Origin of the sequence: Bradyrhizobium sp. AUGA SZCCT0283 (genome assembly GCF_018130385.1) — a bacterium.
Taxonomy (GTDB): domain Bacteria; phylum Pseudomonadota; class Alphaproteobacteria; order Rhizobiales; family Xanthobacteraceae; genus Bradyrhizobium.
Map to the genome: position 1 here is coordinate 676,017 of NZ_JAFCLU010000001.1, position 23,791 is coordinate 699,807.

A 23,791-nucleotide genomic window follows, 5' to 3' on the forward strand; every position below is an offset into this window, starting at 1 on the left:
CGAAGCGCGCCTTTGCCCACCCTACATTTTCCAGATCAATACAGCGGGAAGCGCTGCGGATAGCCGCCCATGTCCGATGGCGGGTTGAGCGGCTGGCGGTCGATCGGGCGGTTGAGGTTTTCGCGCGCGAAGGTCGGATAGCCGATCTCCGGCGGGAAGGCGTAGTCCTGGAACTTGCGGTCGCCCGGCAACACTTCCGTGCCGGCATCGAGCCAGGAGCGCGTGGTGACGTAGACGCGGGTGCGCGGCCCCTGCTGGTACGACCGGTTGGGACCGTTCGGGCCATAATAGGGACGACCGTCCCGGTCATATTTCTGCTTGGACTGGGCGCTGGCGGAAGCCGAGCCGAGCGCGACGAGGGCAGCCGCAGCAAGCAACATCGCGAGCTTGCTCGCAGCGGGGAATTTTCGGGTCATTGCATCCTCGTCATTGTCCGCCCTTGACGGGCTGGCGGATCGCCAAATCTGGTTGCCGGCATTGTAGCCACGGCGGGACTATCGTCGCTAGGTCAATTGCGCCACACCGCGCTGGAATAATGCGGCGCGAAGCGAAAAAGTTTCATGAAAACCAGTGTCTTGGCTGCTTGTTGCCACAATTGTGAGGGGCTGCCGAAGCAGGCCCCGCCAACGGTGGATTACAGGGCGCCGCGCAAATGCGGGTTATCGGCGCCTGTCACCCAATCCGCCGATAAGGCCGGCACGCCCGATGTCGCGCAATCGCTGCGTCTGACTTCAGCATGGGCGAACAATTCCGTCAGTTTTGTATCGTTTCCGGCGGTCAGCAGGATGAGCCGGTTCAGGATGCAGCCGATCGCCGTGCGGCGGGCTGGCAAATCCTCGCCCAGGCATGACCAGCCGGAGAAACGGAATTTCGGCTCATCGATATGCTTGAAAAATCGGAGGCAGGAGCGGGAGGCCTCCGCGCCGCCGACCCGGCGAAACAGGGTTACGGCGCCGAACTTGCTGTCGATGAGTCCTGCCGCCTCCAACTCGCGCGGGCCAGCCGGGTCCATCCTTGCGGCAAGGTAGCCGGCCGCCGAGCCGACCTGATCGATTTCGTCACCCGGACGATAGATTTCGAGTTCAGCGACCGGCGTGCCGCCGGTGCCGCTCCAGTAGAACACGTCCTTGCGGCCGCCCTCGGGATGCCGAAAAACTTCATAAGTCTCTGTCTTACCTGGGAAAATGAGATGGCTTACCGCGAACGCGGGCGTAGTGCGTCCGGCCTGGCTCCAGGTTTTGGGTGACGTCTCCATCGCCACAACATCGGGTAGATGGTGCCATAGCGCGATACCGCAAATGGCCATCAGCGCCAGCGTCATCAGATAGGCGCAGAGCCGTGCCAGCGTGCCGCAGACCTCGTCCACGAAGCTTGCCAGCGCTGGTCGGATGCTCAGCGTATAGTAGGAATTGGCCGGATCGGCCGGAAACGAATGCATCAAACGCCCAAACACAGCCGTCAAACGTTGTCATATCGGCGTTTCTCGCATAGAAGCGCTGCCTTCCCCCTTTCCGCTTGACGCGGCGGGGCGGCATTTTTCCTCGGAGAGTGAACGATGGGTTACAAAGTCGCTGTCGTCGGTGCGACCGGCAATGTCGGGCGCGAAATGCTCAACATTCTCGACGAGCGCAAATTCCCCGCCGACGAGGTCGTGGTGCTGGCCTCGCGCCGCAGCGTGGGCGTTGAAGTCTCCTATGGCGACCGCACCCTGAAGGTCAAAGCGCTCGAGCACTATGACTTCTCCGACGTCGACATCTGCCTGATGTCGGCGGGCGGCTCGGTGTCGAAGGAATGGTCGCCGAAGATCGGCGCCGCCGGTGCGGTCGTGATCGACAATTCGTCGGCCTGGCGGATGGATCCGGACGTGCCGCTGATCGTGCCCGAGGTCAATGCGGATGCGGTCGCGGGCTTTGCCAAGAAGAACATCATCGCCAACCCGAACTGCTCCACGGCGCAGCTCGTGGTCGCGCTGAAGCCGCTGCACGACAAGGCCACCATCAAGCGGGTCGTGGTCGCGACCTATCAATCGGTCTCGGGCGCCGGCAAGGATGCGATGGACGAATTGTTTTCGCAGACCAAGGCCGTCTACACCAACAGCGAGCTGATCAACAAGAAATTCCCGAAGCGTATCGCCTTCAACGTCATCCCCGAGATCGACGTGTTCATGGAGGACGGCTACACCAAGGAAGAGTGGAAGATGATGATGGAGACCAAGAAGATTCTTGATCCCAAAATCAGGCTCACCGCCACCTGCGTGCGTGTGCCGGTGTTCGTCGGCCATTCGGAGGCCGTCAATATCGAATTCGAGAACCCGATCACGGCCGATGAGGCGCGCAACATCCTGCGCAATGCGCCGGGATGCCTGGTGATCGACAAGCACGAGCCCGGCGGCTACGTCACGCCGTATGAGGCGGCGGGCGAAGACGCGACCTATATCAGCCGCATCCGTGAGGACAACACCGTCGAGAACGGCCTGTCGCTGTGGTGCGTGTCGGATAACTTACGCAAGGGCGCCGCGCTGAATGCGATCCAGATCGCCGAATGCCTGATCAACCGCAAGCTGATCAGCGCCAAGAAGAAGGCAGCATAAGTCGAATTTGTGATTCGCAGGGTGGCAAAGCGAAGCGAGCCCACCATTCAGCATTGCGATCGAGGACAGATGGTGGGCATGGCGCGGTGCGCCTTTGCCCATCTCTACGCAGCTATTCGCCATTTCTGACGCTGCGAAATTCCTTCGCCTCCTGGTCGAGCACGAACAGCGAGCCCTCGGCGACGCCGAAATAGGCGCCGTGCAATTCCGTCTCGCCGCGCTCGACGCGGCTGCGCACGAACGGAAACGTCATCAGGTTTTCGAGGCTGCGGAACACCGCGGCCTTCTCGATCCGCGTGGTGAAATCCTGCCGGGTCTCGCGTTCGCGCTGGCCGACCTTTTCGCCCGGCTTGATGAACATCGCCATCCAGCGGCCGATGAAATCGCCCGGCGACAGCGGATCGATATCGTCGATGAAGGCGCGGATGCCACCGCATTGCGCGTGGCCGAGCACCACGATGTGCTTTATGCGCAGCACCTGCACCGCGTATTCCAGCGCCGCCGAGACGCCATGGGCGCCGCCGTCCGGCTGGAAAACCGGCACCAGATTGGCGACGTTGCGCACCACGAAGAGTTCGCCGGGGCCGGCGTCGAAGATCACTTCCGGCGAGACGCGCGAATCGCAGCAGCCGATCACCATCACGGCGGGCGACTGGCCCCGCTCGGAAAGTTCCCGGTAGCGCGTCTGTTCGGTCGGCAGACGCTGCGAGGTAAAGGCCCGGTAGCCGTCGAGCAGATGTTGCGGGAATGGAGCCATGGTGTCCTGTCCGTATCGGGCATGGCTAACCATAAGCCGATGACGGGAACAAGACTTTCGGACCCCGGTTTGAAATGGTAGGGCGGGGGGTTCGAAGCCTCCAGAGGAACCAGCCCATGATCCGTCCGCGCCGCAGCCTGTTATTCATGCCGGGATCGAACGCGCGGGCGCTGGAAAAGGCGCGCAACCTGCCCGTCGACGGCATCATTCTCGACCTCGAGGATTCGGTGGCGCCGGACGCCAAGGCTGTGGCCCGCGACCAGATCGCCAAGGCGATTGCGGCCGGCGGGTTCGGCAAGCGCGAGGTTCTGATCCGCGTCAACAGCCTCGATACGCCCTGGTGGGTCGACGACGTCACCATGGCCGGCAAGGCCAGGCCCGACGGGATTCTGGTTCCCAAGATTTCCACCGTGGCCGATCTCAACGCCATCGCAAACCGCCTGAGCGACATCAACGCCGACATGTCCATCCGGGTATGGGCGATGATCGAGACCGCGCGCGCCGTGCTCGATGCCGACAAGCTGGCGGCGGCGTCGAAGGATTCGGAAACCCGGCTTGCGGGCTTCGTGTTTGGGCCGAACGACATTTCGCGGGAGACACGTATCCGCATGCAGCCGGGCCGTGCCGCGATGATCCCCATGATCACGCACTGCATCCTGGCGACGCGCGCGCACGGGCTCGAAATTCTCGACGGGCCCTACAGCGACATCAGCAATATCGACGGCTTTGCGGTCGAATGCGCGCAGGGCCGCGATCTCGGCTTCGACGGCAAGACGCTGATCCATCCGAGCCATATCGAGGCCTGCAACGCCATCTTCACGCCGCCGGCGGAAGAGGTCGAGCAGGCGCGCAAGATCATCGCGGCGTTCGAAAAGCCGGAAAACGCCTCACGGGGCGCCATCCAACTCGACGGGCGGATGGTGGAGCGGCTACACGCCGACATGGCGCGGCGGACGATTACGATTGCCGACGCGATCGCGGCGATGGGGAACTAGATTCCTGAGTTGACGCGTTTTCTTGACGCGAACCGGCCCCACTTCGCTGGAAAGCGCTTTAATTGCGCTTCAGGCTCAGGATGTAATTCGTGAGATCGTCGGCCTCACCGGGCGCGATGATGAGATTGGGCATCCGATGATGGCTGGTCTTGAAAAATACCTTCAACGATAGCGCCGTGGTCGATGCCCGGTTGGCGATCGCGACGAAATCCGGCGGGCCGCCTCTGGTTCCCACGGTCGCAGCCTCGATCGCGTGGCAATCCTTGCACCAAGCCTCGGCGAGACGATGCCCGGCCGAGGCGCTGTCTGACGGCAGCGGGGCGCCGTTCGCATTATGCAGCCGCACGAACAACAGCACCGCAAGGCCTGCGGCAACTGCGATCAAAATTTGCAGCCAAGTGGAACGCGCCATTTTCGGCAACCCCTGCAGGACGTCCTTACTGGTTCACCGCTGGCCAAGACCATCGATCGTATCGGCGTTTCCGCAATATTCCTCATAATGCGCAGCGGCGGTGCCGGCGGCGAGATCGCGGTCGCACTGGCGCTTGTGGTTGCACAGTGAGCAGACGCGTTCCATGTCGCGCAGCACGAGGGGCTCGCTCCGCGCCAGATCCTCCTGGTCGATGCCAAGCGCCTGCAGCATCTTCGGCAGCTCGTCGGCGGCATGCGGTCCCTGGCGAACCAGCGCCTCCAGGTCGGCGGAAGACATCCGCAATTCGCTGGCGATCCGGTCGAAATTGGCGGCATCCATCTCGCGCATTTCCTTCAACTCGCGCCGGTGCTTCAGCCATTCGCCGAAGGTGTCGACCACGAGGCTGACGACGGGATAGGGCTTTTCCTGAATGGTCATGGCACGGTTCCCTTGAGTAGTTCCAATGACCGAAGGCTAGGGCAGATCGCGCGGGCGTCGTTGCGCTGGATCAAACTGGGGAAGCGGCGCGCCACGGCTATTTGCCGAACTTCTCCGCTGCCCAGGCATAAAGGCTGCCGGGAATGGGCTTTTCGCCGCCGCGGCCCTTTGGCGAGATGTGCAGGCCGATGATTTGGGGATCGGCGAGCAGGCCTGAAAAATCCGTTGGCTCGAAGAACAGCTTCGGCTCGGCGTGGACCGCGTAGAAGGACTGCTTCGGCAGCGCGTGCTGCAATCGGTTCGAGCGGCGCGCGAGCGCGGTCAGTGCGGCGGGGCCATAGATCGCGACGCGGATGTCGGAGAGCCGGTTCGACCGGCCGCGCAACTGCCGCAGCGCGAAGGTGAGGCGATGCCGCCACGCCAGCCAGTCCGGCGTCAGATCGTCCTGTTCCATCAGGTTTTCGAACGCCAGCACGATCGGATCGTCCGGCGGCAGGTACAGCACCGAATTGCCGAGCTGGTGCGGCCGTTCCCAGGCGAAATAGGGTTTTGCCGGATCGATCTCGACGGGCTTGAGCAGCAGCACGTCGGCGTCGAGCCACAGTCCGGCTCGCTCCGCCATCAGCCGCATCCGGAAGAAATCGCTGAACTGCAGGATGGTCCAGTCGCGCCAGCTCCCATCCGGCTCGGGCGGACGCAGCCGCTCGGAAAAGGAATGCGGCAGGATCGCCTCGGCCTCGGCATTGCCGACGCCGTCGGGCAGGCCCGGCAATGGATCGAAACTGTAGACCGTGACCTTGTGGCCGGCAGCGACCTGCGACCGCAGGCAGGTCAGCCGCAGCCCGTCGAGCCGGCCGTGCCAGAAGGTGACGACGTCAGGCCGCATCCGCGTCGCCTCCGCTTAACGAAAGAGCCCCGATGCGATCGGGGCTCTCGTAACACGAACAGGTAACACGGTCAGGCCCAGGCGCGCTCTTTCTTCAGCCTCGCCTCGTAATCGTCGATCGACGACTTCTTTTCCATGGTCAGGCCGATGTCGTCGAGGCCGTTCATCAGGCAGTGCTTGCGGAACGGGTCGATCTCGAACTTCACCTTGCCGCCGTCGGGACCGCGGATCTCCTGGTTGGCGAGATCGATGGTCAGCGTCGCATTCGCGCCGCGCTCGGCGTCGTCGAACAGCTTGTCGAGGTCGTCCTGGGTGACGCGGATTGGCAGGATGCCGTTCTTGAAGCAGTTATTGTAGAAGATGTCGCCGAACGAGGTCGAGATCACGCAGCGGATGCCGAAATCCAAGAGCGCCCACGGCGCGTGCTCACGGCTGGAGCCGCAGCCGAAATTGTCGCCGGCGACCAGCACCTTGGCGTTGCGATAGGCCGGCTGGTTGAGGATGAAGTCCGGGTTCTCGCTGCCGTCATCCTTGTAGCGCTGTTCCGAGAACAGGCCCTTGCCGAGGCCGGTGCGCTTGATGGTCTTCAAATACTGTTTCGGGATGATCATGTCGGTGTCGACATTGATGATCTTCAGGGGGGCAGCTACGCCTTCCAGTGTGGTGAACTTTTCCATCGATCGCACTTCCCGGTTGAAGGGTGGGACAGGGGCGTTGATTTATCGCGAATATGGCCCCGGCAAAAGGCCAATTTGCGCAATCCTAGCCTGCGCAACCTAGCCGGCACCCGCCTCGATCGCCTCCATATCGGCGTCCGACAGCCCGAAATGGTGCCCGATCTCGTGGATCAGGACGTGGCGGACGATATGGCCCAGCGTTTCCTCATGTTCGGCCCAGTAATCCAGGATCGGACGGCGGTAGAGCCAAACCATGTTGGGCAGGCGGGCGATGTCCTGATTGCTCTGGTGCGGCAGGCCGATGCCCTGGAACAGACCGAGCAGGTCGAATTCGCTTTGGGCTTCCATCTCGTCGAGGACCTCATCGGTCGGAAAATCATCGACGCGGATGATCACGCCCTGGCACAGGGTTCGAAACGTCTTGGGCAGGCGCTCGAACACCTCATGCGCCATGGCTTCCATTTCGGCGAGCGAGGGGGCTTTTGCTTCGGTCCACATCAGGACGTATTTAGCGTGTGTTGTGCCCGGGCGCATACTGGTTTTGCGGAGTTGACCTCGGCGCGCCAATCGGTGACCGTACGGGGGATATAAGGCGTGGGTGGACTTAAGATGAAGCGGATTGTGACGGTCGCAATTTGGGCTGCTTTTGCCGGGCTCCTGCTCCCCGGTACGATGGCGCAGGCGCAGACGACATCGCCGGTGCTGCGGGTCGCGACGGCGCCGGAGCCGGCCGTCACGGATGTGTCCGCACAACGGCGGCGGCCGCTGCGGCGCGTGCCGATCTACCGGCAGGAATGGACGCCCGACGTCTACCCGCGCTACAACCCCGGCCCCAACGCCGTGCGCGATTGCACCGCGCATTATGTGCAGGAGTACCGGCCGAGCGGCACGGTGATCACCCCGCGCATGAACTGCTACTGGCGCCCGGGCTAGGTTTTTTCCCGCAGCATTTTTTATCGCTCATTTCGGTGACGCGGGTCGGGCCCGACTCTGCGGGCACTCCACGCTGAAGTCGCGGCGGCGTTCTGCGCCGATTTCGTGCGCAAGGATTGCGGCGAGCCGCGGCCGTCATCCATTCATGTTCGTGGCGCATTCATTCAGGACCCATTCAAGTCGCTGGCGTCAGTTTGCGTGCAGCGTTGCGGCGAGCGATTCGGCGCAGACGTGACACCCGACCCAAGGAGAGCATTCATGCAGTTCGCGAAAGTTCTTGTCACGAAAGTTTTTGGGCTCGCCGCCGTTGGCGCGTTGCTCGCGCTCGCTGCGCCGGCCGAGCGCGCCAATGCGCTGTCGCTCAGCAATCCCGGCGCGGCGGCGGCGGTTCAGGAAGATGCCAGGCTGGCGACAACGGAAGTGCATTGGCGGCATCACCGCCATCACCGTTGGCATCGCTGGCACCATCATCATCATCGTCATTGGCATCGCTGGTGAGGACGGTTTGATTGAAATCAATAGGCCCGCTTCATCGCGGGCCTATTTTCATTTTGGTCTCATCTGCGCGGATATCGCCGCCATTAAACTGGCACGATTGCTGCGCGTTATTTTGGTCACCAGATGAGCGTAAAGGAGTTCGCCATGAAAAGATTGATCGGAGCCGCAATTGTCGCTGGCGCCCTGGCATTGGTCGGGCCGGCAGCGATCGATTCGGCTGTTGCCGCGCCGCAAGCGAAGGCGCAAACCGCCGCTTCATCGGATGCGACCGACTTCAGTGCGCACCGGCGCCACTACCGGCGCTACTATCGATACGGCTACCGACCGTACTATCGGCCCTACTACAGGCCTTACTACTATGCGCGGCCCTATTACTATCGGCCGTATCCCTACTACTATCGGCCCTATCCCTACTATCGACCTTATCCTTACTTCGGAGTGGGGCCGTTCGGTTTCGGCTTTGGTGTGGGAGTTGGGCCGTACTGGTGACGGACTATTAGCCGACACGATCACGTAGAGGTAATCCCTTTCCGCACGCGTTCATCTTTGCGATCAGCGCATTCATGGCGCGTTCACGTGCCTGTCTCTAACGTCACGTTGGGAGCGACCGCAATGAAACGCGACGGGGACCAGCCGCAGAGCGGTTGAGGGCGCGCCGTCGCCGGTTAGGGAGGTTCATCCATGGCGTTATCCGATCCCGGACGCGGCCTTGTCCGCCGTCTGGGTGTAACGGCTGCGGCTCTGCTTGCGTTCGCAGCGGCATCACAACAGCGCGCCGAGGCGCTCTCGCTTGCAAGTCCCGGCGCGGCGCCTTCAGCGAAATTTGCAACCGACGGGCTTGCGACCGAAGTGCGGCATGGCGGCCATGGCGGCGGCGGCGGTTTTCGTGGCGGTGGAGGCGGTGGCTTCCGCGGCGGCGGGTTTCATGGCGGTGGATTCAGGGGTGGCGGCGCCGCGTTCCATGGCGGCGGGTTCAGAGGCGGTGGTGTTGCGATCCATCGCGGCGGCTTTCGCGCCGCGCCGGTGTTCCACGGCGGCGGTTATCGCTACGGATATCGCCAAGTCTATCACCGGCCGCACTTCCATCACCGGCATCACTTCCATCGCCGGTTCTACGCGCCGAGCTATTACGGATACCCATATTACTATGGCTACCGGCATCGCTACTGCCGCGTGATCTGGACCTATTACGGGCCGCGCAAGATCTGCCGCTATCGTCCGTGGTATCGTCACCACTGGCGCCACCGCTACTACGGATTCCCGTACCGCTATTGGTGAGACAGGTTGAAACAAAACAGGCGCCCGGTGGGGCGCCTGTTTTCATTAGCGGCAGAAGAATTTCGCGGCTCAATCCCAATCCTTGCCTTCCCAAGGCTTGATCTTCCACGGCGTCAGCTTCTCCATCCGCCACTGCTGCCAGTGTTCCGGCGGCCAGTGACTGAGGCGCGAGGCTTCCTTGGTGGCGACGGGCTGCAGGTCGACGATGCGCGGCGTCATGCGCCGCCGCACCTGCCGCGTCGCCTCGCTGATCATATCGACAAATTCTGGCTTGTCCGTCACGGTCGGGTCCCTCGCGAAAGCGCTTCGCAAGCGACCAGTCTGCACTTCGCCTGTTAACGTGGCGTTTCCGGAACGCCTCGCTATCTAGGCAAAGCAGGGTTAACGCCACTCCCTGATGTCGACAAAATGCCCGGCGATCGCCGCAGCTGCGGCCATGGCCGGCGACACCAGATGGGTGCGGCCTTTAAAGCCCTGGCGGCCCTCGAAATTGCGGTTCGAGGTCGAGGCGCAGCGCTCTTCCGGGGACAGCTTGTCGGGGTTCATCGCCAGACACATCGAGCAGCCCGGCTCGCGCCATTCGAAGCCGGCCTTGATGAAGATCTTGTCGAGCCCTTCGGCTTCGGCCTGTTCCTTCACGATGCCCGAACCCGGCACGATCATCGCATTGACGTGGGCGTTGACGGTCTTGCCTTCGGCGACCTTTGCGGCAGCGCGCAGATCCTCGATGCGGCCGTTGGTGCAGGAGCCGATGAAGACGCGGTCGAGCTTGATGTCGGTGATCTTCGTTCCCGCGGTCAGGCCCATATATTTCAGAGCGCGGTGTTTCGACAGCCGCTTGGCCTCGTCCGCGATCTTGTCGGGATCCGGCACGAAGCCTGTGATCGACACCACGTCCTCGGGCGAGGTGCCCCAGGTCACGATCGGCGGCAGTGTTGCTGCGTCCAGCCGGATCTCGTGGTCGAAATGCGCGCCCTCGTCCGAGCGCAGCTTTTCCCAATAACGCATCGCGGCGTCCCAGTCGGCGCCCTTCGGCGACTTCGGCCGACCCTTCAGGAATTCGAACGCTTTTTCGTCCGGCGCGATCAGGCCGGCGCGGGCGCCGCCCTCGATCGACATGTTGCAGACCGTCATGCGGCCCTCCATCGAAAGCGCGCGGATGGCGTCGCCGGCATATTCCAGCACATAGCCGGTGCCGCCGGCGGTGCCGATCTCGCCAATGATCGCCAGGATGATATCCTTGCCGGTGACGCCGTCGGGCAATTTGCCGTCGACCACCGCGCGCATGTTTTTTGCTTTTTTCTGAATCAGCGTCTGCGTCGCCAGCACATGCTCGACCTCGGAGGTGCCGATGCCGTGCGCCAGCGCGCCGAACGCGCCGTGCGTGGAAGTGTGGCTGTCACCGCAGACGATGGTGGTGCCGGGAAGCGTAAAGCCCTGCTCGGGGCCGATCACGTGGACGATGCCCTGACGCTTGTCGTGCTCGTTGTAATACTCGATGCCGAATTCCCTGGCGTTTTCCGCCATCACGCGCATCTGCTCGATGCTTTCCGGATCGGGATTGGGTTTCGAGCGGTCGGTGGTCGGGATGTTGTGATCGACGACGGCCAGCGTCTTCTCCGGCGCGTGAACCTTGCGGCCAGTGGCGCGCAGGCCTTCGAACGCCTGCGGCGAGGTCACCTCATGCACCAGATGGCGATCGATATAGAGCAGGCAGGTGCCGTCATCGGCTTCGTGCACCAGATGGTCGTTCCAGATCTTGTCATACAGCGTGGTCGGTTTGGACATGAGCGTCAGCTCCAAAATGAAATTCTGTGTGAGCGGTCAAGCGCGGATACGCGCAAGCAACGGACGTCGGCGCAGCTTCAAGCTGCGCGCGTAAGCTCAGACGTCGCCGACGTCGCGAACCGTCCGAAGAAGCGGCCGGGCAGGCGCGAGCGGTCGTCGATGACGACGCGCTGGGCGGTGCCGAAGGCGGCGCTGGTGTGATCTAGAACCATTCCAGTCTCATAGCACATGAGCTATCTAAGCGCGATATGCGTTTGTCGCCCACCGTCATTGCGAGCGAAGCGAAGCAATCCACCTTCCGCCCGGGACAGATGGATTGCTTCGTCGCTTCGCTCCCTTGCGCAAACGCTTCGCGTTTGTCGCAGGCAATGACGGGGAGGCACAATAAAAAGCGCGGGGCAAGCCCCGCGCTTTTCGTCACATCCCGTTTGGGACGAATTACTCGCCGACGGCGGTCGCGCGGTCTTGCTTCTCGACGATGCGGGCCGACTTGCCGCGCAGCTGGCGCAGGTAATACAGCTTGGCGCGACGCACCTTGCCGCGGCGCACCACCTTGATCGAGTCGATCATCGGCGACATCACGGGGAACACGCGCTCCACGCCTTCGCCGTAGGAAATCTTGCGGACGGTGAAGCTCTCGTTGAGCCCGCCGCCGGAACGGCCGATGCAGACGCCTTCATAGGCCTGCACGCGGGTGCGCTCGCCTTCGACCACCTTGACGTTGACGATCACGGTGTCGCCGGGGCCGAACTCCGGGATTACCTTGGTCGCCGACAGTTTATCGAATTGCTCTTTTTCGAGCTGTTGAATGAGGTTCATTGAAATCTCCATCGGCGGCGCGCCCAGCCAGTCCAGCGCGGGCTGCGCGAACGTCCTAGTATCCTGCCATTGCGCGGATTTGGCGCCCGTATAAGGCAAAGGCGGGCGCTTGTCACCCGTCTGTCGTTCTTTTTGTGCCTTTTTGGCCGGGCCTCGCGGCCCATAAATCCGGCCGCCGCACCCGGGTCAGCGCCTCGGCTTCGGCCTTTCGCCAGGCCGCCACTTTGGCATGGTCCCCCGAGATCAGGATTTCGGGGATACCGCGGCCCTCGAACTCCTGCGGGCGGGTAAATTGGGGGTATTCCAGTAGTCCTTCGGAGAAGCTTTCATCCTCGCCCGAGGCCTGTTTGCCCATCACTCCCGGCAGAAGCCGTACGCAGGCGTCGATCAGGGCCATCGCGGCGATCTCGCCACCGGACAGCACATAGTCCCCGATCGAGACTTCCTCGAGGTGTCGTGTTTCGATGACCCGTTGATCGACCCCCTCGAACCGGCCACAGACGATCAGGGGGCCGGGCCCGGCGGCGAGTTCTGCCACAAGCGACTGGGTCAATGGCTGACCCCGCGGGCTCATCAGCAGGCGAGGCCGGTTCTGGCCGGTATCCGCGGCATCGATCGCCGCCGCGAGCACGTCGGCCCGGAGCACCATGCCGGGGCCGCCGCCGGCCGGGGTGTCATCGACACTGCGGTGGCGGTCGGTGGCGGAGGCCCGGATGTCCCGTGCCTCGAGTTCCCAAAGACGGGAGGCCAGCGCCTTGCCCGCCAGGCTGACGCCGAGCGGCCCGGGAAACATCTCGGGGAAGAGCGTGAGAACGGTGGCGCGCCAGGTCATGTCAAACCCATCACGTGAGCGTCGGGGCGTCGTCGCCTTCGATTTCCTGCGGTAGCTCGATCACCACGCGGCCGCCGGCGAGGTCGACTGTCGGCACGACAGCATTGGTGAACGGCAGCAGCATGGTTGGCCCCTGCGGAGGCGCGATCTCGATGATGTCGCCGGCGCCGAAATTATGGATCGCAGCGACGCGGCCGAGCGGCTCGTTGGCGGCATTGACCGCCGCAAGCCCGATCAGGTCGGCGTGATAATATTCGTCTTCGTCGGTCTCGGGCAGTTTTTCGCGCGCGATATAGAGCTCGATGCCGTTGAGCCGCTCGGCGTCCTCGCGGGTGGCGATGCCTTTCAGCGTCGCCACTAGATGGTCCTTGGCCTCGCGGACATGCGTCACCTCGAACTGGCGCGCGCCGTCCTTGGTGGTCAGCGGACCGTAATGTTTTACGGCCAGTGGATCCTCGGTGAACGTCCACAGTTTCACCGCGCCGCGCACGCCATGCGCGGCGCCGATACGCGCGACGCAAATCGGTGCAGCCACCGTCGTGCGCCGCTAAGTCTTAGGCCTTCGCGGCGGCTTCTGCGCGCGCCTTGCGCTCCTTGCGCGGCACGGCCTTTTCCGGGTTGCTGCGGGCGGGGCGCTTGACGATTCCGGCCGCATCCAGGAAGCGCGTGACGCGGTCGGACGGCTGCGCGCCCTTGGCGAGCCAGGCCTTGACCTTGTCCATGTCGAGCTTCAGCCGCGACTCATTGTCCTTCGGCAGCAGCGGATTGAAATGGCCGAGACGCTCGATGAAGCGGCCATCGCGGGGAAAGCGCGAGTCGGCGACGACGACGTGATAGACCGGACGCTTCTTGGTGCCTGCGCGAGCGAGGCGGATAACGACTGACATTTGGTTCTCCTGAGTGTGGGTTAATTGAAAGTGTGTTGGTTGGTCTAATTCGTCATTGCGAGGAGCGAAGCGACGAAGCAATCCATTCTTTCTTTCGCGGATCGATGGATTGCTTCGCTACGCTCGCAATGACGGTGTCCTCATTTCTTCTTCCCCGGAAAGCCGCCGAGGCCGGGCAAGGTCGGCTTGCCGCTGAGGCCCGTGAGGCCCGGCACGTTCGGCAGTCCCTGGCGCAGGCCGACGGGAAGATCCTTCGGCAAATTCGGCAGGCCGCCTCCGGCGCCGCCCTGCATCTTGTCCGCCAGCGCCTTCATCTCTTCCGGCGAGGGCGGCTTCATGCCGCCGCCAAAACCCATCGCCTGCGCGATGCCGGCCAGCGGGCCGCGCTTGCCCGAGCCCATGGCCTTCATCATGTCGGCCATGTTCCGGTGCATCTTGAGCAGCTTGTTCACTTCCTGGACCTCCAGGCCGGCGCCTGCGGCGATGCGCTTCTTGCGGCTTGCCTTGAGGATATCGGGATTCTTGCGCTCCTGCCGCGTCATCGAATCGATCACCGCGACCTGACGCTTGATGATCTTGTCGTCGATCCCGGCGGCGGCAATCTGGTTCTTCATTTTCGCAATGCCCGGCATCATGCCCATCAGCCCGCTGATGCCGCCCATATTCGCCATCTGCAGCAATTGCTCGCGCATGTCGTTGAGGTCGAACTGGCCCTTGCGCATCCGCTCGGCCGTGCGCGCGGCTTTCTCGGCGTCGATATTCGCCGCCGCCCGCTCCACCAGCGACACCACGTCGCCCATGCCGAGGATACGGCCGGCGATGCGGCTCGGATGGAAATCTTCCAGCGCGTCGGTCTTTTCGCCGGTGCCGATCAGCTTGATCGGCTTGCCGGTCACCGCGCGCATCGACAGCGCCGCGCCGCCGCGGCCGTCGCCGTCCACCCGCGTCAGCACGATGCCGGTGAGGCCGACGCGCTGATCGAAGGCGCGAGCGAGGTTGACCGCGTCCTGGCCGGTCAGCGAATCCGCGACCAGCAGCACTTCATGCGGATTGGCGACGGTTTTGATTTCCGCCGCCTCACTCATCATCTCTTCGTCGAGCGTGGTGCGCCCGGCGGTGTCGAGCAGCACCACGTCGTAGCCGCCGAGCTTGCCGGCTTCGAGGGCGCGCTTGGCGATCTGCGCCGGCTTTTGTCCCGCCACGATCGGCAGCGTCGGGATATCGAGATCGCGGCCGAGCACGGCCAACTGCTCCATCGCCGCCGGGCGGTAGATGTCGAGCGAAGCCATCAGCACCTTGCGCTTGTCGCGCTGGGTCATGCGGCGGGCGAGCTTTGCGGTGGTGGTGGTTTTGCCGGAACCCTGCAGACCGACCATCATGATGGCGACCGGCGGCACCGCATTGAGATCGATGGTCTGGCCGTCGGAACCAAGGGTTGCGACCAGTTCGTCATGGACGATCTTGACCACCATCTGGCCGGGAGTGACCGACTTGACGACGGTGGCGCCAACCGCCTGCTCGCGGACGCGTTCCGTAAAACCTCTGACGACCTCGAGCGCAACGTCGGCTTCCAGCAGCGCGCGGCGCACCTCGCGCATCGCGGCATCGACATCGGCCTCCGACAGCGAACCGCGGCCCGTCAGCCGATCGAGTATCCCACCAAGCTTTTCCGACAGATTGTCGAACAATGCCGTTGTCCTCTGTCCTGCCGTTTGCAGGCGCTATGTCGATCCAAACACTTTCGCGCCCGAGGGCGCATCGCGCTGTCGGGCGTTGGCCTCCGGTCTCAGGGGCCGGGCGGCGGGTCGAAAAGAACGTCTTTCCGAGAAAGTGCGCGCCTTAAACGCCTGGAGGGAGCGAAAGTCAAGGAGAAACTGGGGTAAAGGCACATGCGTTATCCGCACAAGCATTTGATAAAATTGATCGTTTTAGGATTTTAGAGTCGGCGGAAGGCACGTCTTTTCGCCGCAGCTTCAAAGTTGAGCCTCATGCGCCATATAACGTTTTATGACCCTCGTTCACTCCCAACTTACCTGATCCCGCCCCGTGCCGGTCACCCGCCGCCGTGTTTTTGGAATGTTCGCCGGCGCCGGGGCGGCCGTCGGTGTGCCCTCTGCCTGGATTAGCAGCATGAAGACCTATGACGGCCCCGTCTCCGATCATTTCGATGGAATACGATTCTTCGATCCCGATGGGGTCCCGCCGAAATCATTGGCCGGGGTGCTGCGCTGGCAGTTCGGGACCGATCGGCAGCGCGTGAACTGGCCGGATTGGGTGCCGAGCCCGCACAGCGATACGCCGCCGCCGCGCGTCAGTGGCGACAAGGTGCGGCTGTCTTTCGTCGGCCACGTCAGCTGGCTGATCCAGACCCGGGATCTCAACATCCTGATCGACCCCGTATGGTCGATGCGGGCCTCGCCCGTTTCCTTCGCCGGGCCGAAGCGGCGCAACGACCCCGGCATTGCGTTCGATGCGCTGCCAGAGATCGATGTCGCGCTGGTGTCGCACGGCCATTACGACCATCTCGACCTCGGGACGCTGTCGAAGCTTACAGAAAAGTTTTCGCCGCGCGTGATCACACCGCTCGGCAACGATGTCACCATGCGCGATGCGGATGCCGCGATCAAAGCGGAAGCGTTCGACTGGCAGGACCGCGTCGAGCTCGGCAACGGCATTGCGGTGACGCTGGCGCCGACGCGGCACTGGTCGGCGCGCGGATTGCTCGACCGCAACAAGGCGCTATGGGCGAGTTTTGTATTGGAGACGCCGGCGGGAAAAATCTACATCGTCTGCGATTCCGGCTATGGCGAGGGCACGCATTTCCGCCGTGTGGCCGAAAAGCACGGGCCGCTGCGGCTGGCGATATTGCCGATCGGCGCCTATGAGCCGCGCTGGTTCATGAAGGACCAGCACATGAATCCGTCTGATGCCGTGAAGGCGCTGGCCGATTGCGGCGCCGAACAGGCGCTGGCGCATCATCACGGCACGTTCCAACTGACGGATGAGGCGATCGACGCGCCGGTGAATGCGCTGGCGGAAGCGCTCAAGGAAGCGAAGATTCCGCCGGAGCGGTTTGCGGCGCTGAAGCCGGGGCAGGTGGTGGAGATCTGATCCGTCGCCCCTGCGAACGCAGGGGCCCATACGCCGCGGCCGACGGAATGGGCACATTGGAAGACGGCTTCGGTTCAGCAATCCACTGCGCGTGTCGGACAATGTAGAGCGTCAGCTACCGCGCTTCCTCGATGGATCACGCGGTATGGGTCCCTGCGTTCGCAGGGACGACAGCAACTACTGCGCCGCCTTGATCGCCCAGGTCACGCTCACCGTCACCGAAAGCGTCTCCTCGCCTTGCGCTACCGGCGCGCCGGCGGCCATTGGCGCTGCCATCTTGCCGCGAAATACCGGCGTGGGCGCGCCTTCCTCGGAAATACTGACCGGATCGCCGAGCGTGACGCCGGCGGCCTTGGCGTAGATCTCCGCCTTGCGGCGCGCATCCGCGATTGCCTTCTCGCGGGCTTCGTCCAGATGCTTTGAGGCCTGCGTTACTGTGAAATTGATGCCGCCGATGTCGTTGGCGCCGGCGCCTACCAGCACGTCGATCACGTTCGCGACCTTGGTGACATCGCGGATCTTGACCGTGACACGGTTGCTGGCGCGGAAGCTGACGATGCCTGCTGCGCGCTCCGCGACCTTGGAAGGCGTTGCAAATTGCGGCTGCAGCGACAGCCGCAAGGTCTGGTAGTCCTTTTCCTCGATGCCGGCACCCTTGAGCGCCAGCAGCACCTTGCCCATCGCGGCGTTGTTGGCATCCGACGCCTCACGCGCGGTCTTGGCGTCCGATGTCACGCCGCCGTCGATCTGGGCCTGATCGGGCGCCACCGACACGTTCGCTTCGCCGGTCACGGAAATCGCAGGCGGCGGCATCGTCTGCGCCAGCGCGGGCGTGGCGAGCCACGCGGCGGTAACGACGGCGAAGGCGAGCGGACGTTTCAAGCCGATCACCTCAGCGGCACGTAGACGTTGATCACCAGCTTGTCCTCCGCCGTCTTTAGGGGATCGGTGATGTATTCCTCGATGAAGGTGTCCTTGGCCTCGAGCTTCTTGTCGTCGAGGTGGTTGGTGATCGCCTCATAGGTGTTGTCCATGTTGTCGTAGGAGCCGCGATGGACGAACTTCAGCGCCTTGCCCTCGGGCGATTTGCCGATGCTCATGTCCTTGGTCAGGTTCTTCGGCTCCTGATCGACCGGGATTTCCGCCAGAAAGGTGAAGCCGGTGTCGTCGGTCGAGGTGTAGACGATCATCGAATTGCCCGTGGCCTTGATGCCCTGCTTGTCGAGCAGGGTGGTCAGGGCCTTGAACGCATCGATCAGGGTGTCGAACGCCGCATCCCAATTTGCGGTGCCCTTCATGACAACCACCTTCCTGGGCTCGAGCGTGAATTCCTCGCCGAAGGGGTCGGCGGCCTGGACGCTGGCGGCGGGAGGAGGCGGGGGTGCGGGCGGCGGGGCCTTTTCCGCCGTGGGGGCATCCGCCGGCGACTTGGTTTCGGCTGGCGGCGGGACCGGCACCGCCGATGGTGCGGGGCTGGGCACAGCCGACGGGCTCGTGGCCGGCGAGGCTGAGGGCGCCGGCGATTGCGCCAGCGCGGCCCCGCCAAACGCAACCATGGAGAGCGCGACCAGGGCCGCACGGAAAGTGCTGATACGGTTCATTTCAGGTATTCTCCATCCACCCCACCTGGCGGCGGCATGTCCCGGTCCGCGCCCGCCAGGATGGTGTTATTTTCTAACACGCAAGGTCCGCTTTCGTCCCATGACAGATGCGTCATATGCCCCCGCGTACTAGGCAACCCGCCATCATTCGCCATATAAGGCAGGCATAATTTGGGAAATTCCATGAGCGCGCTCGCCAACCACGCATTTGCCAAGATGAACGGTATCGGCAACGAAATCGTCGTGGTGGATTTGCGCGATTCCGATCTGCGCGGTTCTAAGGCCGCCGTGACGCCCGAGGAGGCGCGTGCGGTCGCCTCCCCCGCGGGCGTGCCCTATGACCAGTTGATGGTATTGCAGCCGCCGCGGCTTTCGGGCACCGAGGCCTTTATTCGCATCTACAACAATGACGGCTCGGAAGCCGGCGCCTGCGGCAACGGCATGCGCTGCGTGGTGCGCCGGCTGTTCGAGAGGACCGGCCAGACCGCGGTGACCTTCGAAACCCGCGCCGGCCTTCTGAATTGCTGGCAGGGCCCGGCGCCCGATCTCTACACCGTCGACATGGGGGCACCGAAGTTCGGCTGGCAGGATATTCCGCTGGCCGAAGAGTTTCGCGATACCCGCTACATCGAGCTGCAGGTCGGGCCGATCGATGCGCCGGTGCTGCATTCGCCGTCGGTGGTCTCGATGGGCAATCCGCACGCGATCTTCTGGGTCGAGGACGTCAACGCCTATGACCTCGAGCGCTTCGGGCCGCTGTTGGAAAACCACCCGATCTTCCCCGAGCGCGCCAACATCACGCTCGCCCACATCGTCGATCGCGATCACATCACGATCCGCACCTGGGAGCGCGGCGTCGGCCTGACCAAGGCGTGCGGCTCGGCCGCATGTGCGACTGCGGTCGCGGCGGCGCGGCTGAAGCGTGCCAATCGCAGCGTCGAGGTCACGCTGCCCGGCGGCAAGCTTGCGATCGAATGGCGCGAGCACGACGACCATGTGCTGATGACCGGCACCGCCGATTTCGAATATGAGGGGCGATTCGATCCGGCGCTGTTCGCCAGCGTCGCCTGAGAGCAATGAGCGTCGACGTCCTCACTTTCGGCTGCCGCCTCAACGCCTTCGAATCCGAAGTGATCGCCCGCGAGGTGGAGCGCGCCGGGCTTTCCGATACCGTCGTCATCAATAGCTGTGCGGTCACCAACGAGGCGGTGGCGCAGGCGCGGCAATCGATCCGGCGGCTGAAGCGCGAGCGACCGGAGCTTCGCATCGTCGTCACCGGCTGCGCGGCGCAGACCCAGCCGGAAATGTTCGCCGAAATGGCCGAGGTCGATCGTGTCGTCGGCAATGACGACAAGATGCGGAGCGAGGCGTGGCGCGGCGCGCGCGCGGCGTTCGACGCGGGCTTTGGCGTCGGGACAAGCGAAAAGATCGCGGTCGCCGACATCATGGCGGTCAAGGAAATGGCGCCGCATCTGCTCGATGGTTTCAAGAGCGGCCTGCCGCGCGTGTTCGTGCAGGTGCAGAACGGCTGCGACCATCGCTGCACTTTCTGCATCATCCCCTACGGCCGCGGCAATTCGCGTTCGGTGCCGATGGGTGCGGTCGTCGAACAGGTTCGTACGCTGGCCGAACGCGGCCATGCCGAGATCGTGCTGACCGGTGTCGATCTGACGAGCTACGGCGCCGATCTGCCGGGGACGCCGAAGCTGGGGCAACTGACAAAACAGATTTTGCGCCACGTGCCGGAGCTGAGGCGTCTGCGGATTTCGTCCATCGATTCCATCGAGGCCGATCGCGATCTGCTCGATGTCATCGCCAGTGACGAACGGCTGATGCCGCATCTGCATCTGTCGCTGCAATCCGGCGACGATCTCATCCTGAAGCGGATGAAGCGCCGGCATTCACGCAACGACGCAATCGAGTTCTGCGCCCGGGTGCGGCGGTTGCGTCCGGACATCACGCTCGGCGCCGATATTATCGCAGGCTTTCCGACCGAGACCGAAGACATGTTCACGCGTTCGCAGGCTCTCGTGGACGAATGCGATCTCACCTTCCTGCACGTGTTTCCCTACTCGAAGCGACCCGGCACGCCGGCCGCGCGGATGCCGCAGGTGGCGGGCGAGGCGATCAAGAATCGGGCACGACGCCTGCGGGCGGCCGGGGACGCAGCCCTGCAGAAGCGGCTCGCATCGGAAATCGGTGCGATGCGCCAGGTCCTGATCGAGAGCGCGACGCAGGGGCGGACGGAGCATTTCCTGCCGGTTGCGATCAGTGGCGAGACCCCGGGCGCTGTGCGGGCGCTTGCGATCAATGGACATGATGGCGCGCGGTTAACGGGGCACTAGCCAGCGATGGCCTACGCGGTGAGCCTGCTCTTCAACTCGGAAATTGCGGATGCCGTTTCGGCCCGTTGGCAGCGCCTCGCCGATGCCGGCTTGTCGCGTTCGATGGGTGATCTCGGATACCAGCCGCATCTGACATTGGCTGTTTATGACGCGTTGGCCGTAGAGGCGGCGAGCGCCGCTCTGTCGACCGGATACCCGTCACCTTGACCGGCTTTTCGACATTTGGAGCCGGCAGTGGCGTTTGCTACGCGGCCCTGGCCTCTTCTCCCGATCTCACGCGGTTACATGCCACGATCGTTGCTGCGATCAGCGAAACTTGCAGGCCCCATTACCAAGCTGGGCGCTGGACGCCCCATTGCACTCTGGCAACGGGCATGACGGACGTCGAGATAGATCACGCGAGGAGTTTACTGGCAGAGGATTGGCGGTCGCTCGCAGGCACATTCGAGATGGCGGATTTGGTCGAGTTTGCCCCGGTCGCCGGCATCAAGCGTTGGCCACTGGCACCTACTCCCCGTTCCACCCGCACGCCCTGAGCCGCTCCCGCATATGTTCCGGCGCGGGCGCCACCACGCGCACCGGTTCCTTGTTCTTCGAAATCGGAATCACGATCTCGCGGGAGTGCAGATGCAGGATCGGCTCGCCGAACCTTGGGCCGTTGCCGTAAATATTGTCGCCGACGATCGGCCAGCCCATGGCGGACGTATGCACGCGCAATTGATGGGTGCGGCCGGTCACCGGTTCCAGCGCGAGCCAACAAAGGCCATCGCCGCGGCCGCGCACTTTCCAATTGGTGACGGCCTTCTGCCCGTCCGGATCCGGCTTCTGCCACCAGCCGCGCTCGACGTTGAGCCGTCCCAGCGGCATGTCGATGGTACCTTCATCTTCGGCAGGTCCGCCCTCGACCACGGCCCAATAGGTCTTTCCGATCTTGCCGTGCTTGAACAGCAGGCCGAGCGAGGCGGTGGCCTTGCGGTGGCGTCCCAGCACGAGACAACCGGAGGTATCCTTGTCGAGCCGGTGGGCCAGCACCGGCGGCCGCGGCAGGCCGAATCGCAAGCCGTCGAAGGAGGCTTCCAGATTGGCGCCGCCCTTGGGGCCGCGATGCACCGGCAGCCCGGCGGGCTTGTCGATGACCAGCATCAGCCCGTCGCGGTGGAGCACGCGAGCCTGGATTTCTTCTGCCGTTAATCCTGGAACGTTGAAAGATGTCCCGGGAACATTGATGGACCTGTTGTGACTTCCGCTCATGGCGCGAAACCGCTAACACGTCCCCGACATGAGCGATACCACTCCCGGAACCCCCAAACTAAGCTGGTGGCGGCGGCTTTCGAGCGGCCTGAAGCGGACCTCGAGTTCGCTAGGCTCCGCCGTTGCCGACCTCGTCACCAAGCGCAAGCTCGACCGCGCCATGCTCGACGATATCGAGGATGTGCTGCTGCGCGCCGATCTCGGCACTGTCGTGGCGGTACGGATTGCGGACGCCGTCGGCGCCGGCCGTTACGACAAGGCGATCTCGGCCGACGAAGTGAAGACGGTTGTCGCGAGCGAGGTCGAGAAAGTGCTGACGCCGGTGGCGAAGCCGCTGGAGATCGACGCGGCGCAAAAGCCGTTCGTCATTCTCGTGGTCGGCGTCAATGGCTCGGGCAAGACCACCACCATCGGCAAGCTTGCCGCGAAACTCGGTGCGGAAGGCCGCAAGATCATGCTGGCGGCCGGCGATACGTTTCGTGCCGCGGCGATCGAACAGCTCAAGGTGTGGGGCGAGCGCACCAGGTCGCCGGTGATATCAGGCGCGCAGGGTTCGGATTCGGCGAGCCTTGCCTTCAATGCGCTGACCGCGGCGAAAGAACAGAATATCGACGTGCTGCTGGTCGATACTGCAGGGCGTTTGCAGAACAAGGCCGAGCTGATGAACGAGCTCGAAAAGGTCGTTCGCGTCATCAAGAAGGTCGATGCGTCAGCCCCGCATGCGGTGCTGCTGGTGCTCGATGCCACGGTGGGACAAAATGCGCTGTCGCAGGTCGAGGCATTTCATCGTACCGCTGGCGTCACCGGGCTCGTGATGACGAAGCTCGACGGCACCGCGCGCGGCGGCATCCTGGTGGCGCTGGCGGAGAAATTCAAACTGCCGGTGCACTTCATCGGCGTCGGTGAAGGCATCGAGGATCTCGCGCCGTTCACCGCGCGGGATTTTGCCAACGCGATTGCAGGAATTGAAGGGGCATGATCCCGACCCGAAGGGCCGCGTTAGCGCAAAGTGGGAACCGGTTTTCGGCCAAGATCATGCCCAAACGAAAGATGAAGTGAACGATGGACAAGACCCAGCCGCATCCGGTGTTCAAGCTCGCGACCGAACTCGGTCCGCTCATCGTGTTCTTCGTCGCCAACGCCAAATTCAACCTGTTTGTCGCGACCGGCGCCTTCATGGTGGCGATCGTGGCCGCGATGATCGCCTCCTATGTGGTGGTGCGGCATGTGCCCATGATGGCGATCGTCACCGCCATCATCGTGCTCGTGTTCGGCACGCTGACGCTGGTGCTGCACGACGAGACCTTCATCAAGGTCAAGCCGACCATCATCTACGGCCTGTTCGCCGCGATCCTCGGCGGCGGTCTTTTGTTCGGCCGCTCCTTCATCGCGATCCTGTTCAATCAGATGTTCAACCTGACGCCGAAGGGCTGGCGCATCCTGACCATGCGCTGGGCGCTGTTCTTTTTCGCCATGGCGATATTGAACGAATTCATCTGGCGCACGCAGTCGACCGACTTCTGGGTCGCCTTCAAGGCGTTCGGTGCAATTCCGCTGACGATGATCTTTGCGATTTCCCAGATGCCGGTGATCAAGCGCTACCATCTGGAGCCGGCCACGCTCGAGGCGAGCGAGGCGGAAGCGGGTGATGTGAGCAAGGGGTGATCAAAAGCAAGACGCACCGGCGCGGAGC

32 protein-coding genes are annotated in these 23,791 nt (G+C 63.4%); 12 read left to right on the top strand and 20 right to left on the bottom strand.

Going from position 1 to position 23,791, the window contains the following annotated elements:
• Positions 1-35: 35 nt before the first annotated feature.
• Positions 36-416, bottom strand: a complete 381-nt coding sequence (locus tag JQ624_RS03225) for a hypothetical protein (RefSeq protein WP_212417361.1) — start codon at positions 414-416, stop codon at positions 36-38.
• Positions 417-634: 218 nt separating this feature from the next.
• A complete protein-coding gene (locus JQ624_RS03230; RefSeq protein WP_249129259.1) occupies positions 635-1,321 on the bottom strand; it encodes a hypothetical protein in 687 nt (228 codons plus the stop codon).
• Positions 1,322-1,555: 234 nt separating this feature from the next.
• Between JQ624_RS03230 and JQ624_RS03235 the strand changes: the two genes are divergently transcribed.
• A complete protein-coding gene (locus JQ624_RS03235) occupies positions 1,556-2,590 on the top strand; it encodes an aspartate-semialdehyde dehydrogenase (protein WP_212417363.1) in 1,035 nt (344 codons plus the stop codon).
• A gap of 112 nt (positions 2,591-2,702) precedes the next feature.
• Here JQ624_RS03235 and JQ624_RS03240 read toward each other — a convergent pair whose 3' ends face one another.
• Entirely contained in the window at positions 2,703-3,347 is a 645-nt protein-coding gene (locus JQ624_RS03240) for a carbonic anhydrase (RefSeq protein WP_212417364.1), read from the bottom strand.
• A gap of 116 nt (positions 3,348-3,463) precedes the next feature.
• Here JQ624_RS03240 and JQ624_RS03245 point away from each other — a divergent pair, with 116 nt between their 5' ends.
• On the top strand, positions 3,464-4,342 hold the full coding sequence (locus JQ624_RS03245) for a CoA ester lyase (protein WP_212417365.1): 879 nt from the start codon (positions 3,464-3,466) through the stop codon (positions 4,340-4,342).
• A gap of 58 nt (positions 4,343-4,400) precedes the next feature.
• Here the strand turns inward: JQ624_RS03245 and JQ624_RS03250 are convergent, their stop codons facing one another.
• The 5 genes from JQ624_RS03250 to JQ624_RS03270 form a co-directional block, all read right to left on the bottom strand.
• Positions 4,401-4,754: a cytochrome c gene (locus JQ624_RS03250; protein ID WP_212417366.1), complete on the bottom strand. Its 354-nt coding sequence runs from the start codon at positions 4,752-4,754 to the stop codon at positions 4,401-4,403.
• A 33-nt stretch (positions 4,755-4,787) separates the two neighbouring features.
• Positions 4,788-5,192, bottom strand: coding sequence for a DUF6455 family protein (locus tag JQ624_RS03255; RefSeq protein ID WP_212417367.1), 405 nt, complete (start codon positions 5,190-5,192; stop codon positions 4,788-4,790).
• Between the two features lie 97 nt (positions 5,193-5,289).
• Positions 5,290-6,078 carry a hypothetical protein gene (locus JQ624_RS03260; protein ID WP_212417368.1) on the bottom strand — a complete coding sequence of 263 codons (789 nt, stop codon included), beginning with the start codon at positions 6,076-6,078 and terminating at the stop codon, positions 5,290-5,292.
• 71 nt (positions 6,079-6,149) lie between these two features.
• Positions 6,150-6,755, bottom strand: a complete 606-nt coding sequence (gene leuD / locus JQ624_RS03265) for a 3-isopropylmalate dehydratase small subunit (protein ID WP_212417369.1) — start codon at positions 6,753-6,755, stop codon at positions 6,150-6,152.
• Between the two features lie 99 nt (positions 6,756-6,854).
• Complete coding sequence (locus JQ624_RS03270; RefSeq protein WP_212417463.1) at positions 6,855-7,253, bottom strand: metallopeptidase family protein; 399 nt, start codon at positions 7,251-7,253, stop codon at positions 6,855-6,857.
• Positions 7,254-7,364: 111 nt separating this feature from the next.
• Between JQ624_RS03270 and JQ624_RS03275 the strand changes: the two genes are divergently transcribed.
• Positions 7,365-7,688 carry a hypothetical protein gene (locus JQ624_RS03275; RefSeq protein ID WP_212417464.1) on the top strand — a complete coding sequence of 108 codons (324 nt, stop codon included), beginning with the start codon at positions 7,365-7,367 and terminating at the stop codon, positions 7,686-7,688.
• Positions 7,689-7,877: 189 nt separating this feature from the next.
• Here JQ624_RS03275 and JQ624_RS03280 read toward each other — a convergent pair whose 3' ends face one another.
• Complete coding sequence (locus JQ624_RS03280; protein WP_212417370.1) at positions 7,878-8,171, bottom strand: hypothetical protein; 294 nt, start codon at positions 8,169-8,171, stop codon at positions 7,878-7,880.
• A 159-nt stretch (positions 8,172-8,330) separates the two neighbouring features.
• Here JQ624_RS03280 and JQ624_RS03285 point away from each other — a divergent pair, with 159 nt between their 5' ends.
• Both JQ624_RS03285 and JQ624_RS03290 read left to right on the top strand, forming a co-directional pair.
• Entirely contained in the window at positions 8,331-8,675 is a 345-nt protein-coding gene (locus JQ624_RS03285) for a hypothetical protein (RefSeq protein WP_212417371.1), read from the top strand.
• A 192-nt stretch (positions 8,676-8,867) separates the two neighbouring features.
• Positions 8,868-9,464 carry a hypothetical protein gene (locus JQ624_RS03290; protein ID WP_212417372.1) on the top strand — a complete coding sequence of 199 codons (597 nt, stop codon included), beginning with the start codon at positions 8,868-8,870 and terminating at the stop codon, positions 9,462-9,464.
• A gap of 69 nt (positions 9,465-9,533) precedes the next feature.
• Here JQ624_RS03290 and JQ624_RS03295 read toward each other — a convergent pair whose 3' ends face one another.
• From JQ624_RS03295 to ffh, 8 genes are all read right to left on the bottom strand, one after another.
• Positions 9,534-9,746 carry a hypothetical protein gene (locus tag JQ624_RS03295; protein ID WP_212417373.1) on the bottom strand — a complete coding sequence of 71 codons (213 nt, stop codon included), beginning with the start codon at positions 9,744-9,746 and terminating at the stop codon, positions 9,534-9,536.
• Positions 9,747-9,845: 99 nt separating this feature from the next.
• Entirely contained in the window at positions 9,846-11,252 is a 1,407-nt protein-coding gene (gene leuC / locus JQ624_RS03300; protein WP_212417374.1) for a 3-isopropylmalate dehydratase large subunit, read from the bottom strand.
• A gap of 77 nt (positions 11,253-11,329) precedes the next feature.
• Positions 11,330-11,464, bottom strand: a complete 135-nt coding sequence (locus tag JQ624_RS39250) for a hypothetical protein (protein ID WP_283816891.1) — start codon at positions 11,462-11,464, stop codon at positions 11,330-11,332.
• Positions 11,465-11,690: 226 nt separating this feature from the next.
• Complete coding sequence (gene rplS, locus JQ624_RS03305) at positions 11,691-12,071, bottom strand: 50S ribosomal protein L19 (protein WP_212417375.1); 381 nt, start codon at positions 12,069-12,071, stop codon at positions 11,691-11,693.
• Between the two features lie 112 nt (positions 12,072-12,183).
• A complete protein-coding gene (gene trmD, locus JQ624_RS03310) occupies positions 12,184-12,903 on the bottom strand; it encodes a tRNA (guanosine(37)-N1)-methyltransferase TrmD (RefSeq protein ID WP_212417376.1) in 720 nt (239 codons plus the stop codon).
• Positions 12,904-12,913: 10 nt separating this feature from the next.
• Positions 12,914-13,438, bottom strand: coding sequence for a ribosome maturation factor RimM (gene rimM, locus JQ624_RS03315; protein ID WP_212417377.1), 525 nt, complete (start codon positions 13,436-13,438; stop codon positions 12,914-12,916).
• 19 nt (positions 13,439-13,457) lie between these two features.
• On the bottom strand, positions 13,458-13,790 hold the full coding sequence (gene rpsP / locus JQ624_RS03320) for a 30S ribosomal protein S16 (RefSeq protein WP_212417378.1): 333 nt from the start codon (positions 13,788-13,790) through the stop codon (positions 13,458-13,460).
• A 140-nt stretch (positions 13,791-13,930) separates the two neighbouring features.
• Complete coding sequence (gene ffh / locus JQ624_RS03325; protein WP_212417379.1) at positions 13,931-15,478, bottom strand: signal recognition particle protein; 1,548 nt, start codon at positions 15,476-15,478, stop codon at positions 13,931-13,933.
• A 358-nt stretch (positions 15,479-15,836) separates the two neighbouring features.
• Between ffh and JQ624_RS03330 the strand changes: the two genes are divergently transcribed.
• Positions 15,837-16,901: an MBL fold metallo-hydrolase gene (locus JQ624_RS03330; protein ID WP_212417380.1), complete on the top strand. Its 1,065-nt coding sequence runs from the start codon at positions 15,837-15,839 to the stop codon at positions 16,899-16,901.
• Positions 16,902-17,078: 177 nt separating this feature from the next.
• Here JQ624_RS03330 and JQ624_RS03335 read toward each other — a convergent pair whose 3' ends face one another.
• Both JQ624_RS03335 and JQ624_RS03340 read right to left on the bottom strand, forming a co-directional pair.
• The gene (locus JQ624_RS03335) at positions 17,079-17,783 is read right to left on the bottom strand and encodes an SIMPL domain-containing protein (protein ID WP_249129261.1); all 705 of its coding nucleotides are present in this window, start codon (positions 17,781-17,783) and stop codon (positions 17,079-17,081) included.
• 5 nt (positions 17,784-17,788) lie between these two features.
• Entirely contained in the window at positions 17,789-18,502 is a 714-nt protein-coding gene (locus tag JQ624_RS03340) for a GyrI-like domain-containing protein (RefSeq protein ID WP_212417381.1), read from the bottom strand.
• Positions 18,503-18,685: 183 nt separating this feature from the next.
• On the opposite strand from JQ624_RS03340, the gene dapF reads away from it, so the two are divergent.
• The 4 genes from dapF to JQ624_RS39655 are packed head-to-tail and all read left to right on the top strand — an operon-like array spanning position 18,686 to position 21,383.
• Positions 18,686-19,573 (top strand): diaminopimelate epimerase, encoded by an 888-nt coding sequence (dapF, locus tag JQ624_RS03345; protein WP_212417382.1) that lies wholly within the window; start codon positions 18,686-18,688, stop codon positions 19,571-19,573.
• Between the two features lie 5 nt (positions 19,574-19,578).
• A complete protein-coding gene (gene mtaB / locus JQ624_RS03350) occupies positions 19,579-20,847 on the top strand; it encodes a tRNA (N(6)-L-threonylcarbamoyladenosine(37)-C(2))-methylthiotransferase MtaB (protein WP_212417383.1) in 1,269 nt (422 codons plus the stop codon).
• Between the two features lie 6 nt (positions 20,848-20,853).
• On the top strand, positions 20,854-21,054 hold the full coding sequence (locus JQ624_RS03355) for a hypothetical protein (RefSeq protein ID WP_212417384.1): 201 nt from the start codon (positions 20,854-20,856) through the stop codon (positions 21,052-21,054).
• Positions 21,051-21,383, top strand: a complete 333-nt coding sequence (locus JQ624_RS39655) for a 2'-5' RNA ligase family protein (protein WP_212417385.1) — start codon at positions 21,051-21,053, stop codon at positions 21,381-21,383. Before JQ624_RS03355 ends, JQ624_RS39655 begins: the two co-directional genes overlap by 4 nt.
• Here the strand turns inward: JQ624_RS39655 and JQ624_RS03365 are convergent.
• Positions 21,355-22,098: an RNA pseudouridine synthase gene (locus tag JQ624_RS03365; RefSeq protein ID WP_212417386.1), complete on the bottom strand. Its 744-nt coding sequence runs from the start codon at positions 22,096-22,098 to the stop codon at positions 21,355-21,357. The genes JQ624_RS39655 and JQ624_RS03365 overlap by 29 nt on opposite strands.
• Positions 22,099-22,126: 28 nt before the next feature.
• Between JQ624_RS03365 and ftsY the strand changes: the two genes are divergently transcribed.
• Together ftsY and JQ624_RS03375 are read left to right on the top strand one after the other, a co-directional pair.
• Complete coding sequence (ftsY, locus tag JQ624_RS03370; RefSeq protein WP_212417387.1) at positions 22,127-23,077, top strand: signal recognition particle-docking protein FtsY; 951 nt, start codon at positions 22,127-22,129, stop codon at positions 23,075-23,077.
• 83 nt (positions 23,078-23,160) lie between these two features.
• Positions 23,161-23,763 (top strand): septation protein A, encoded by a 603-nt coding sequence (locus JQ624_RS03375; protein ID WP_212417388.1) that lies wholly within the window; start codon positions 23,161-23,163, stop codon positions 23,761-23,763.
• The last annotated feature ends 28 nt before the right edge of the window (positions 23,764-23,791 follow it).